The following is a 12606-nucleotide window of genomic DNA, read 5'->3' as shown; positions in this document are numbered from 1 at the left end:
CCGTGACCCGGCCGCCGGCTCAGCTCAGACGGTTCCAGGCACCGGCGTCGACCCGGTAGACGCCGAGCGAGTGACGCTCCATGCCGCTGTGTCGGATGGGCGTGAACGAGTACATGCCCGCCATCCCGTCGGTCACCTGGTTCTGCAGGTACGCCCGGAGTCGCCCCCGGTCCACGCTGGAGGCCAGCCGGGCCGCCGTGGTGATCAGCAGCAGGGCGTCCGAGGCGTACGGGGCGAAACCGTTGTAGGCGCCGTGCTCGCGGATGTACCGCGAGACCAGGTCACGGTACGCGCGCCCGGCGGCCTGCTCGGCGGCGAGGCGAGGATCGCTGCGGTTGTCGCGCAGCTCCAGGCGTACGGTCCGGCGGAGGTTGCCGACCTGCACGCCCTTGTCGTTGAGGGTGGCCGCGCTGATCGTCAGGGCCCGCTGCTGGGCCACTCCGAGGGCCGCACCCGACCCGCTCAGCTCCAGCGTCGCCCCGACGACCAGTTCCTGACCCGGGGTCGGCCGGGTGACGGCGTTGCGTCGCTCCCGGTCCCGTCCGCAGGCGCTGAGCAGCAGAGTGCTCGCCGTCGCGGCGAGTATTCCCCGTCGGGTGAGCACGGATCGACTGGTTGCCGGTGTCGCCATGAGTCGCCTTCCCCCCGCCCGGCGACCTGCCGCCGGCTGTTCCGCCGGTATGCTCCCGGCCCCGTCGACCCGACGTCAAACTATCCGGGTGTGGGTAGGAACACGCAGGTGAGCGGGGGTATGGCGGGCGTCAGGACCGGTAGCCGGCGGAACGGTACTCGTACTCCCGGTCGTCGTCGCGCTCGCCGGTGTCCCGGGTGAAGTCCCAACCACCGGCGGACTCCCGGCCCGGTCGGCCGCCGACCGCGAAACCGCCGATCTCCTGCCCGCGACGCCAGCCGCGGAAGTAGCCGGTGGTGTTCTCGGCGAGGCTGGCCGCGTCCCGGACGATGCGCAGCGGACGCTCCTCGCGCAGCGGTGAGCCGGGCACCAGGTTGGCCTGGGGCACCCGCTTGGGCAACCCGGCCCCGGTCGCGTCACCCACCGCCGGACGGGCGGCCTGTTCGGCGGCCTCCCACCCGGTGTCGGCCAGGCTGGACCAGTCCAGGTCGGCGCTCTCGCCGTGTCCGACGAACCAGGCGGACCTGGCCTGAGCGAAGATCAGCAGGTCGCCGTCGCCCTCGTCGGGGACCGGCGGCGGCCGGTGCTCCACCGGCGGCTCCGCACGACGGGTCGGCGGGGTGAGGTCCAACCGCTCCACCGGCCGGCCGCCACGTGCCGGTTCACCCCGGTCGACCAGCCGCAGCGGCGGGTTCTCCTGGGCCGACTCGGCGGAGTTGCGCAGGGCACGGTCGGCCAGCGGCGGAGGCTCGACCAGTCGCAGCACCGGCGGCTCCGGCGGCAGGTCGTCGGCGAGCCACGGCGGGGTCACCCGACGCTCGGCACCGAGGTCGGCGGGGGGCGCCGGGGCCTCGTGCCGCTTGCGGTCGTCGTAGGAGCTGACCACCGGGTTGAGCGGCGAGGTGTCCGCCGGGTTCTCCGGGTTGTTCACCAGCGGCCAGTTGGCCCGCGATCCCGGGGGTGCCGCCGGCTCCTGATCGGGCCGGGGCGCCGGCACCGGAACGCTGAGGTCGGTGGCGCTGAATCCGCCGGTCGGCGGTTCGCCGTTGGTCTTCGGGCGGGGCGGGATGATCGTGCGCTGCCGCTCGGCCCGCGCGCTGTTGATCGCCGCGGTGGTGAGCGTCGGCCGGAACGGCTCACCCGCCTCGGCGGGCGGCACCGTCCCACGCTGCGTGGGCGCGATCGGCGTGATGCCGGGCGGCGGCGGGGGCGGCGTCGAGATCGGACGGTTGGTCGGACCGTCGATCCGCGACGGGGCGGACTCGGCGTGCGTGGGCGGCGCGGAGACGGGCGGGCCGGCCATCGCGGCCGGGGTCAGCGGCGTGGGTGCGACGGGCGGCGGCGCGAGCGGTGCCGGGGCCATCGGCGGCGGGCCGAGCGGACGCGGCGACGCGGGACCGCTGCCGGGCTGTGGCTCGGGCCGGGCGCGGCGGCCACCGCCGGCCGGCTCGGGGCCGGTGGGGCGGACCGGGCGCAGGCCGGGGGCGGGAGCCGGAGCAGGTGCGGCGGCGGTGGCGGTGGGGGTGGAGGCCAGTTCACCCACCGGCTCGCCACGCCGGGCGGCGGCCCGACGACCGGCGGCCGGCGCGGGGGTCGCGGTGCGGGCGTGCAGGGCGCCGACCAGCGCCTCGCAACCCGCGTCGCAGGCCCGGACCGAGGCGACCGCCTGCCGGATCGTCTCGGCGGCGGCGGAGGTGAGGGCCCGGTTGACCGTGGACCGGCGCGGCGTCTCGGAGATCGCCACCCGCAGCGCGGTGACCGCCTCGTCGATCGCCTCCGCCTCGCCCGCGCCCTCCGCCGCGAGCTGTGCGGTGACGGCGTCGGCGGTGACCGCCGCGTCGCGACCGCGCCCTGCGGCGTCGGTGAGCATGCCCGGCTCGGGCAGGGCGTCCAGCACCGCCAGCGGGATCGAGTCGGCCGGATCCGGGTAGGCGCGCAACGCGGCCGGGTAGAGCTCGCGCAGCACCTCGCGCAGCGCGACCGCGGCGGAGTGCCGGCCGGTGGCCAGGGCGGCGTGCGCCGCGAGCACCTGCTTGTAGCCGGCGAGGTCCCGGGGAGCCGGCAGGGTCACTGCGGACAGGGCGCCCGCCTGGAGGGCGCGGGCCAACCCGACGGCCCGCCGTACGGCCGGCGGCGCCTGCATCTCCTCCAGGGAGTCGTCGTCGGCGAACCGCTCGGCGAAGTCGTCGACCGAGTCGTCGTCGGCGATCGCCAGCGGACGACCGGCGGCGCTGAGCAGCGAGGTGACGGTGTGATCGTCGCTGTCGGCGGCTATCGCCGCACCGCTCGGCCCGCCTGAGCGCTCCACGAGCAGCGTGACCAGCAGGGCGTAACCCGCCGGGTCGTCGCTCACCTCGCAGACATGCAGCAGACGGCCTGCGTCGTCGACCACAGCGGACGTCAGCGTCGAACCGGCCGAGACCGGTCGGCCGGCCGGATCCGCCGAGGCCAGACCGCAGTACACGCGCACGAGCGCCACGGCGTCGTCCTCCTCCCGGGACACAAGGTTTTCTCTGCCAGAGACTGATGCTCCCTGGTGCGCCTCAGTCGCGCCAGTCCACGACCGCAGAGATCTTTCCGACAATGGTCCGCCAACCCAGACTTGCGGTTTGTGCCCCAATTTTCTTCAGCTTACGTCGACCGAGGAATCCACCGATCCCGCCCTTGACAGAGGCACGTAGCGCCTCGTCCAGGTCGTCGAGGCTGGAACCGCTGGAGAGCATGTCGAGCACGGCGGGCAGGCGCAGCGCGTACGACAGGTCGCGAGCGACCTCGCCCGCCTCGATGAGCAGCGTCGCGTCCCACGCGTCGTGGCCGCCCCGGAGGTTCTCCACTACCAGGTCGAGCTCGTACACGTCTTCGTCGAGCGGGGCGATGTCCGCCGGTTCCACCCGTTCGGACAATTCATTCCAGCTGTCCAGCTGGGACAGATCGTTCGGCGCACCGGAACGGACGAAGCTGACCAGGGATTCCGGGGTCTTGAACAGCAGCAGCCGTCCCCGGTGACTCAGGAAGACCGGCACTTCCTCGTCGCCGGCGTCGTCCTCCGCCTTCTCGTCGTCCTCGTCGGCGGTGTCGTCGTCCTTCTTCGAGGCGGTCTTGCCCGAGGCGGTCTTGTTCGGGTCCTCGTCGGTGTCCCGCTTCTCGTCCTCGTCGCTCTCGGCGAACTCACGGGCGACGTCCTCGTCGAGGATGACGACGTCCTCGTCGTCCTCGTCCTCGGTCTCGACGACCTGCCGGCGCGCCAGGAACGGGTCGTCGGCGTCGCGCTCGGCCACGTCGGTGGGGGTCAGGTCACGGGCCGGCCGGTAGGCCCGCAGGGTGAAGCCGGTGCCGGCGGGCAGAGCGACCTCGATCGGGTCGATCCGCAGCTCGTCCCAGAGCGCGCGGGACGCCTGGGCCGACGCGCTGTCCGCCTCCTCGACGTCCGACGACTCGTCGTCGGCCTCCCGCTCGGCGGGGTCCGGCTCGGCGACGGCCTCCGGCTCGGTGGCGTCCGGCTTGGCGGGGCCGGTGGTGTCATCGAGCTCGGGCTCGTCGGCGTCCGGCCGTTGGGGCGACTGGCGGGCCACGGTGACCTCCGTGTGCGTCGGGCTGCCCACTCACCGACTCGATGTCGATGAGTGACTCTGGGCACATACCCTAGTGGGCTGCTCTGGGTAATCGGTGCCCGCACCCCGGTGGCGGCAGCGACAACCGGTGCGACGCGCCACCGCCGCCCGCCTGGCCGGTCGGTGCCGGGCGGTCCGGCACCGGCGACGCGCCGTACAGGTCAGGGCCGGTGCCGGCCGGAGAGCGCGAGGTAACCGTGCTCGGCAGCCTGCTGCACCACCCACTGGTCGCGGTACCAGCCGTCGGTGTCGACCAGATCCGCGTGCGGTCCCCGCTGGATCACCCGACCGGCGTCGAGCACCAGCACCTCGTCGAGCCCGTCGAGCCCGGTGAGTCGATGCGTGATCAAAAGCACCGAGTGCCCGGCCGGCGTAGCGGCCAGGGTCGAGGCGAGCACCTCGTCGGCGGCGACCGGGTCGAGACCCTCGGTCGGCTCGTCCAGCACCAGCACCCCCGGTGCGGCGAGCAGCGCGCGGGCCAGCGCCAACCGCTGCCGTTGACCACCGGAGAGCTGCCCGCCCTCCTCGCCGACCACGGTGTCCCAGCCCTCCGGCTGCGCCCGTACCCAGTCCGCCAGGCCAGCGGCCTCGGTGGCGGCGGCCAGCGCGGCCTCGTCGGCGTCGGGGCGACCGAGGAGCAGGTTGTCCCGGACGGTGGCGTGGAACACGTACGCCTCGGCGAGCAGTCCGCCGACCGCCCTCGGCAGGTCCTCCGGCGGGTACGCCGACACGTCCCGCCCGTCCAGGCGCACCCGACCGGAGTCCGGGCGTACCGCACCGGTCAGCACGGCGGCGAGGGTGCTCTTGCCGGCCCCGCTCGGGCCCACCACCGCGACCCGACGACCGGGCGGCAGGTCGAGGTCGAACCGGTCGAGCGCGGCGGGCGCCCCGGCCCGGTAACGGACGGTGACCTCGTCGAACCGTACTCGGGGGACCTCGCCATCCGGCGCGGGCCGCTCACCGGCGGCGTCCGGGCGCGGCGTGGCCGACGTGTCGGCCCCATCGGTGTCGCGGAGCGACGGGACCGGTGTGTCGGAGCGGTCGTCGGCCGACGTCAGCAGCGGGGCCACCCGGGCGAGTCCGGACCGCAGGCCGGTCCACTGCCGGGCGGCGCCGACCAGCGCGAGAGCGATCTCCACCGCGGCCAACGTGCCGACCGCCAGCACTCCGATCAGCGCGCCGGACACGTCGGCCCGCAGTGCCACGACCACCACGGCACCGGCGGTCAGCCCGGCCACCAGCACCCCGAGGCCGTCGACGGCGAAGCCGAGCGCGGCGAGCCGCCGCTCCAGCCGGGCGAGTCGACGCGCCCGCCCACCGGCGGCGTCGAGCGCACCGGCGGTGGCGCCGAAGGCGGCCAGGTCGGCCGCGCCGTGGGTCAGGTCGACCGCGTCGGCGGCGAGCGCACCGCGCAACGGCGCCATCTCGGCGGCGGCCCGCCGGGTCAGCGCGGTGGCCAGCAGCGGCAGACCCACCCCGGCGACCAGCAGGCCGACGGCGAGGGCCAGCGCGGCCGGGGGCGAGACCAGGGCGGTCAGGCCGACGGCCACCAGGCTCACCGTCGCGGCGGCGGCAGCCGGGACGAGTACCCGCAGCAGCAGGTCCTGCACCGCCTCCACATCGGAGACCAGGCGACTGAGCGCGTCCCCGCTGCGCGGCGGGGCACCCCGTCGGGCGGCGAGGGTGGCGAACACCCGGGCCCGGACGTCGGTGACGAGCCGGAGCACCGCGTCGTGCCCGGCCAGCCGTTCGGTGTAGCGCAGGACACCCCGGCTCACCGCGAGCGCCCGTACCGCGACGATCGCCACGGTGAGTCGGTCCAGCTCCGGCTGACCGGCAGCGGTCATCAACAGCCAGGTGGCGGTGGCCATCAGTGCGAGGGCGGCGAACTCGGTGGCCGCCGCGAGCAGTCCCGCACCGACCAGCCGCCGCAGGTACGGCCGGGCCAGCCGGAGTACGGCCGCCTCGGGTGCGGAGTCGACGCGACCGGTCGTGGTGGCCCGGGTGGTGCTCATCGGGCCTCCCCGGCCGCCTGTGGCGTCAACTCGGTGACCCGGCCGTCCTCGACGCGCAGGATGCGGTCCGCGTCCTCCAGCAGCGCCGGCCGGTGCGCGACCAGCAGCGCGGTCCGCCCGGTCACCAGCCGACGGGTGGCCGACAGCACCACCGCCTCGGCGGCGGCGTCCAGGCGCGCGGTCGGTTCGTCGAGCAGCACCACCGGCGCGTCCCGCAGGAACGCCCGGGCCAGCGCCACCCGCTGCCGCTGACCGCTGGACAGGCCGTGCCCGCGCTCGCCGAGCCGGGTGTCCAGCCCGTCGGGTAGGGACTCGACCACCTCGTCCAGCGCCGCGTCGCGCACCGCGCTGTCGACCGCCTCCGATGCGGCGTCGGCGCTGCCGAGGCGGATGTTGTCGGCCAGCGACGCGGCGAACAGGTGGGCCCGCTGCGGCACCCAGGCCACCTGTCGACGCCATCCGTCGACGTCGGCGTCGGCCAGGTCGACACCGCCGACCGTGACCCGCCCGGAGGTCGGTGCGACGAAACCGAGCAGCAGGCCGAGCAGCGTGCTCTTGCCTGCACCGCTCGGACCGATGATCGCCACCCGCTCGCCCGGCCGGATGGTCAGCGTGACGTCCCGCAGCGCGGTGGTGCGCTCGTACGCGACGGTCACCGCCTCGAACCGGATCTCGCCGCGCCCGTCGGGCGACGCACCCGTCCGGTGCGCGGGCGTCGGGGCGGAACCGGAGAGCGTGAGCGCCTCGTCCAGCGCGGTGAGCCCCTCCATGCTGGCGTGGAACCGGCTGCCGGCGGCCCGCAACGGCAGGTACGCCTCCGGGGTGAGCAGCAGCACCAGCAGCGCGGTCTGGAGCACCAGCCCGCCGTCGAGCAGACGGAGACCGACCGGGACCGCGACCAGCGCCACCGACAGGGTGGCCACCAGCTCCAGCACCAGGGCGGAGAGGAAGGCGATGCGCAGGGTCTGCATGGTGGCGACCCGGTGTCCGTCGGCCATCCGCCGCACCGCGTCGGTCTGCGCCCGCGCCCGCCCGAACGCCCGCAGCGTGGGCAGCCCGGCCACCATGTCCAGGAAGTGCCCGCCGAGCCGGGACAGCCGCCGCCACTGCCGTTCGGTGGCGGCCTGGGCCTGCCAGCCGAGCAGTGCCCCGAAGATCGGGATGAGCGGCAGCGTCAACGCGATGATCACCGCCGAACTCCAGTCGGCGAAGAGGACCCGCCCGAGCACCGCCACCGGCACCGTGACGCTCAGCACGAGCTGCGGCAGGTAACCGGTGAAGTAGGCGTCGAGCGCGTCCAGCCCACGACCCGCCAGGGTGGCCAACTGTCCGGCCCGCTGGCCGGCGACCCAGCCCGGTCCGTGTCGGGCGACCGCGCCCAGCAGGTCGGCCCGTAGCGCCGCCTTCACCGTGGCCGCCGCCCGCGCCGAGACCGCGCCCTGCGCCCACACCACCAGCGCGCGGGCCGCGACGGCGACCACCAGACCGGCCAGCGCGACGCGGTCCAGCCGCCCGGTGAACGCGGTCGCCAACAGTGCCGCCAGGGCGGTGGCCTGCGCTACGACCAGCCCGGCGGCGAGCACCCCGAGCGCCGCGAGCAGGGTGAGGTCGCGTCGGGCCGCGGGGACCCGGCGCAGCAGCCGCGGGTCGAAGGGGCGGCGGTTCACCAGCGCACCGGTGCCCTACCGTCGGTCCGTCCCCGGAGAATCCGCCAGCACATCGCCTGGCAGCCTAGTAGGGCCGCGACGAGCGCCGACGGGCGCGGAGCCGGTACGCGGGCCACCACGTCGGTCGTCAGCTCAGGAACAGCGAGATGGGCAGGGCGGCCACGGTGGTGGTCACGGTCAGCGCGGCGGCACCGATCAGTCGGGCCGGGCGCTCCGCGACCATCAGCCGCTGCACGCGTACGTCCAGGTCCCGGTCGCCCAGACCGAGCGTGCCGGCCGGCGTGATCCGGTTGCCGGCGGCGGCGAACCGCCGCAGCGCACCGGCCAGCGGGGCCTCCGCGTGCAGTTCCCGGGCCTTGTCGTCGGCGCGCATCTCGACCAGCAGCGACACCCGCTCGTGCGCCTCGTGCACCCAGCGCAGCCAGGGCAACGCCCGGCACAGCGCGGTGAACGGCAGCAGCACCAGGTCGTGCCGCTCCTCGGCGTGCGCCCGCTCGTGCGTCAGCACCGCCGCCAACTCGGCCCGGTCGAGCAGACTCAGCGTGCCGGCACTGACCACCACCCGGGGCTTCACCCCCGGCAGGCAGTACGCCGCCGCGCTCGGATGGTCCAGCACCAGCGCCCCGGGCACGGTGGGGTCCCGCCGGGCCACCAACGCCAGCAGGTCCCGGTGCCGACGCTGCGCGCGTACCGTGCCGTGGATGCTGCGTACCGTCGTGGTCAGCAGCACCGCGCCGATGCCGAGACCGATGCCGACCAGCCCCAGGTGCACCGGGCCGACGCCCACCGGAAGCGTGCTGTGCCACAGGTCGTTCGCGAGCGCCAGCAGCGCGCTGCCGGTGCCCCGGTCGTACGCGGCCAGCCCGATCGCGATCGGCAGGCCCATCGCGGACAGCCCGGCGGCCAGGCCGACCGCCTGCCAGCACAGGATCGCGACCCGAGGGGTACGCCACGTCCACGTCGAGCGGCTGAGCACCTGCGCGATCAGCCAGCAGGCCAACATCGCGGCGGCGAAGTGCACGGTCTGCGCCACGTCGTCGCCCCTACCGCTCCGCGGTCTCGTCGGCCCGACCCGGCCGGGTCGCCCGATCCGGTGCGGGTGCCTCCACGCGATCGGTCAGCGCCGCGCCGTCACCCGGCCCGTCCGGCGTACCCGATGCCATCCCGGCCTCGGCGGAGAGCGCGGCCCGCAGCACGTCCGCCTCGGTGCCGGTCACCGACCGGGCGAATCGGACCAGCGCCGCGTCGCGGCTGCCACCCAGGTCCAGGGCGTCGAGCATGATCTGGGCGATGTACGCCTCACGGCTGGCGGCAGCCTGGTACCGCCAGGCCCGCCCTTCCCGCTCGCGCTGCACCATGCCCTTGCCGGCGAGCCGGTCCAGCACCGTCATCACCGTCGTGTAGGCCAACTCGCGCCCGGCCAGCGCATCGGCGACCTCGCGCACCGTCACCCCACCGGACGTGGCGGGAACCGTGTCCCACAGCACATCCATCACCGCACGCTCAAGATCCCCCAGCCGAGTCACCCCTAAATCCTACCCCCCGTAGTAGACCCCCCAGTGCCCGCACCACCCCCACCCCCACGTCCCGGCGTCCGCCCCCGCGTCCCCGCGTCCCGGCGTCCGCCCCCGCGCCCCCGCGTCCCGGCGTCCGCCCCCGCGCCCCCGCGTCCCGGCGTCCGCCCCCGCGTCGGCCGTTCACACCCTGCGTCGGTCGTCCACACCTGCGTCGGGCGTCCACACCTGCGTCGGGCGTCCGCACCCGCGTCGGGCGTCCGCACCCCGCGTCGGCCGTTCACACCCCGCGTCGGTCGTTCGGCTTACGTGTCTGGCGTCCGGCTCCGGCTCCCGCTCCGGCTCCCGCTCCGGCTCCGGGTCCGGCGTCCACGTCCCGTGTCGGCCGTCGGGTCCGTGCCCCGCGTTCGGCTCACGCGCCCGGCGTCCGGCTCATTCGTCCGGGTCCGCGTTCGGCGTCGGCACAACTTCCTGGAAACTGCTGCCTCCCGACCACCCCGACACAGCAACATCCAAGAAGTTGCGCAGATCTTGACCGCCCACCCGCGATGCCAAGCGAGCACGACGTGCGCCAGGCGAGGCGACGTGCGCCAAGCGAGCGCGACGTGCGCCAGGCGAGGCGACGTGTGCCAGGCGAGGCGACGTGTGCCAGCCAGGCGGGCGCGAGGGCGCGCCAGGCGTGCACGAGGCGTGCCCGAGAACACCCGCCACTCGCCCCGCTGACCCGTGACTCAGCGAAAGGCGGCACCCGAAAGCCGCCACCGACCCTCGGACCGCGTCCACGAAAGGTTTCCGGGGGGAGCCCACCCGCGCAGGGATCAAGCCTGACCGCCCGGAGCGGGTGGGCTCCCCCCGGAAACCCCCACAGCGAGAAACCGAAAAGAGCAGCGAGAGACAAAAACAGCGAGAAGAGGAATCACACCCCCTTGGGATGCCACACAGTCTTAGTCTCCAGCAACGCCGTCATCCGCCCGAGCCCCGGATCAGCGGACCAGTCGTGCCCGGAGCCCACCGGACGGAGCACCCGCTTCAGGTTCTCCGCGGCCTTGATCTCCAGGTCGACCGCCAGGTCCGCGTCGGTGACCCCGGTCAGGTCGATGGCGTTGACGTCCATGTGCGCGGCCAGCGTGGGTACGGTCTCCGGCAGCCGCCCGGTGAGGATGTTGACGACGCCGCCGGGCAGGTCGGAGGTGGCGAGCACCTCGGCCAGGGTGATCGCGGCCAGTGGCGCGGCCGGGCTGGCGGCCACCACGACGGTGTTGCCGGTGACGATCGCCGGGGCGATCACGCTGACCAGGCCGAGCAGGGCCGGGCTCTCCGGGGCCACCACGGCGACCACGCCGGTCGGCTCGGGTGCGGAGAGGTTGAAGTAGGGCCCGGCGACCGGGTTGGCACCGCCGTACACCTGCGGCAGCTTGTCGGACCAGCCCGCGTACCAGACCCAGCGGTCGGTGGCGGCGTCGACCTCGTCGGCGGGTACGCCGAGACCGATGAACTGGTCGCGGCGGCCCTCCAGCATCTCGGCGACGCGGTAGAGGATCTGACCCCGGTTGTACGCGGTCGCCCCGGCCCAGCCCTTCACGGCGGCGCGGGCGGCGACCACGGCGTCCCGGGCGTCCTTGCGGGAGGCCAGCGACACGTTGGAGTCCTGCACGAGATACGACCGTCCCGACTCGCTACGCGGGAACTTCCCGCCGATGAAGAGCTTGTACGTCTTGCGTACCGCGACCCGCTCAGACATTGAGGTACGCCTCCAGCCCGTGCCGGCCGCCCTCGCGACCGTAGCCCGACTCCTTGTAGCCGCCGAACGGCGAGGTGGGGTCGAACTTGTTGAACGTGTTGGCCCAGACGACTCCGGCGCGCAGCCGGTCGGCCATCCACAGGATGCGGGAACCCTTCTCGGTCCAGATTCCGGCGCTGAGCCCGTACGGCGTGTTGTTGGCCTTCTCCACGGCCTCGGCCGGGGTGCGGAAGGTCAGCACGGACAGCACCGGGCCGAAGATCTCCTCGCGGGCGATCCGGTGGGCCTGGGTGACGCCGGTGAAGATGGTCGGCGCGAACCAGAAGCCGCGGTCCGGGAGTTCGCACGGCGGTGACCAGCGCTGCGCGCCCTCGGCGGCGCCGGCCTCGGTCAGCTCGTGGATCCGGGCGAGCTGGGCGGCGGAGTTGATGGCACCGACGTCGGTGTTCTTGTCCAGCGGGTCACCGACGCGCAGCAGTGCCATCCGGCGCTTGAGCGATTCCAGCACCTGCTCGGCGACGGACTCCTGGACCAGCAGCCGGGATCCGGCGCAGCAGACGTGTCCCTGGTTGAAGAAGATGCCGTTGACGATGCCCTCGACCGCCTGGTCGACGGGGGCGTCGTCGAAGACGATGTTGGCGGCCTTGCCGCCGAGTTCCAGGGTGAGCTTCTTGCGGCTGCCGGCGACGGCGCGGGCGATGGCCCGGCCGACGTCGGTGGAGCCGGTGAATGCGACCTTGTCGACGCCGTCGTGTTCGACCAGGGCCCGGCCGGTCTCCCCGGCACCGGTGACGATGTTGACCACACCGGCCGGCAGGTCGGCCTGCTGGCAGATCTCGGCGAAGAGCAGCGCGGTCAAGGGGGTGGTCTCGGCGGGCTTGAGTACCACCGTGTTGCCGGCGGCGAGCGCCGGGGCGATCTTCCAGGCCAGCATGAGCAGCGGGAAGTTCCACGGGATGACCTGCGCCGCCACTCCGAGCGGTCGCGGGTTCGCGCCGAATCCGGCGTGCTCCAGCTTGTCCGCCCAGCCGGCGTAGTAGAAGAAGTGCGCGGCGACCAGCGGCAGGTCGACGTCGCGCGACTCCTTGATCGGCTTGCCGTTGTCCAGCGACTCCAGCACGGCCAGCTCACGCGAGCGTTCCTGGATGAGGCGGGCGATCCGGAACAGGTACTTGGCCCGGTCGCGGCCCGGCATCGGACCCCAGACCTTCTCGTACGCCTTCCGGGCGGCCCGGACCGCGCGGTCCACGTCCTGGCTGCCGCCCTCGGCGATCTCGGCGAGCACCTCCTCCGAGGAGGGGCTGATCGATTTGAAGCTGCCGCCGTCGGCCGGGTCGACGAAGGTGCCGTCGATGAACAGGCCGTACGAGCCCTTGATGTCCACCACCGAGCGCGACTCGGGGGCGGGTGCGTATTCGAACATCGCG

Annotated in this window: 8 protein-coding genes and 1 pseudogene; all 9 read right to left on the bottom strand. The window is 74.2% G+C overall.

The genetic code is table 11. The features are described 5' to 3' along the window. Positions 1-19 precede the first annotated feature (19 nt). The 9 genes and pseudogenes from ABT008_RS11780 to ABT008_RS11740 all read right to left on the bottom strand — a co-directional run bounded on the left by ABT008_RS11780 (position 20) and on the right by ABT008_RS11740 (position 12602). Positions 20-631, bottom strand: coding sequence for a type 1 periplasmic-binding domain-containing protein (locus ABT008_RS11780; protein WP_350695816.1), 612 nt, complete (start codon positions 629-631; stop codon positions 20-22). 130 nt (positions 632-761) lie between these two features. Then, positions 762-3134 (bottom strand): transposase, encoded by a 2373-nt coding sequence (locus tag ABT008_RS11775; RefSeq protein WP_350695815.1) that lies wholly within the window; start codon positions 3132-3134, stop codon positions 762-764. A gap of 40 nt (positions 3135-3174) precedes the next feature. Continuing rightward, positions 3175-4020 (bottom strand): annotated as a pseudogene (locus ABT008_RS11770) (SatS C-terminal domain-containing protein); the annotation flags it as partial. A 383-nt stretch (positions 4021-4403) separates the two neighbouring features. After that, entirely contained in the window at positions 4404-6257 is a 1854-nt protein-coding gene (gene cydC, locus ABT008_RS11765; protein WP_350695812.1) for a thiol reductant ABC exporter subunit CydC, read from the bottom strand. Then, entirely contained in the window at positions 6254-7924 is a 1671-nt protein-coding gene (gene cydD, locus ABT008_RS11760; RefSeq protein ID WP_350695811.1) for a thiol reductant ABC exporter subunit CydD, read from the bottom strand. Before cydD ends, cydC begins: the two co-directional genes overlap by 4 nt. A gap of 127 nt (positions 7925-8051) precedes the next feature. Then, entirely contained in the window at positions 8052-8927 is an 876-nt protein-coding gene (locus ABT008_RS11755; RefSeq protein WP_502890415.1) for a M56 family metallopeptidase, read from the bottom strand. 40 nt (positions 8928-8967) lie between these two features. Then, positions 8968-9450, bottom strand: coding sequence for a BlaI/MecI/CopY family transcriptional regulator (locus ABT008_RS11750; RefSeq protein ID WP_350695807.1), 483 nt, complete (start codon positions 9448-9450; stop codon positions 8968-8970). Between the two features lie 904 nt (positions 9451-10354). After that, positions 10355-11179 carry an aldehyde dehydrogenase family protein gene (locus ABT008_RS11745; protein ID WP_350695806.1) on the bottom strand — a complete coding sequence of 275 codons (825 nt, stop codon included), beginning with the start codon at positions 11177-11179 and terminating at the stop codon, positions 10355-10357. Continuing rightward, complete coding sequence (locus tag ABT008_RS11740; protein ID WP_350695804.1) at positions 11172-12602, bottom strand: aldehyde dehydrogenase family protein; 1431 nt, start codon at positions 12600-12602, stop codon at positions 11172-11174. Before ABT008_RS11740 ends, ABT008_RS11745 begins: the two co-directional genes overlap by 8 nt. Positions 12603-12606: the final 4 nt, after the last annotated feature.

It is taken from the genome of Micromonospora sp. NPDC002389 (genome assembly GCF_040296095.1).
GTDB lineage: Bacteria > Actinomycetota > Actinomycetes > Mycobacteriales > Micromonosporaceae > Micromonospora.
Note: the sequence above shows the minus strand (reverse complement) of the source record. Positions and strands in the feature narration are given on the sequence as shown.

Coding starts and splice junctions, on each gene's coding strand:
- ABT008_RS11745 (WP_350695806.1), bottom strand. CDS start 11,179: ATGTCTGAGCGGGTCGCGGTACGCAAGACGTACAAGCTCTTCATCGGC.
- ABT008_RS11740 (WP_350695804.1), bottom strand. CDS start 12,602: ATGTTCGAATACGCACCCGCCCCCGAGTCGCGCTCGGTGGTGGACATC.
- cydC (WP_350695812.1), bottom strand. CDS start 6,257: ATGAGCACCACCCGGGCCACCACGACCGGTCGCGTCGACTCCGCACCC.
- ABT008_RS11755 (WP_502890415.1), bottom strand. CDS start 8,927: ATGTTGGCCTGCTGGCTGATCGCGCAGGTGCTCAGCCGCTCGACGTGG.
- ABT008_RS11780 (WP_350695816.1), bottom strand. CDS start 631: ATGGCGACACCGGCAACCAGTCGATCCGTGCTCACCCGACGGGGAATA.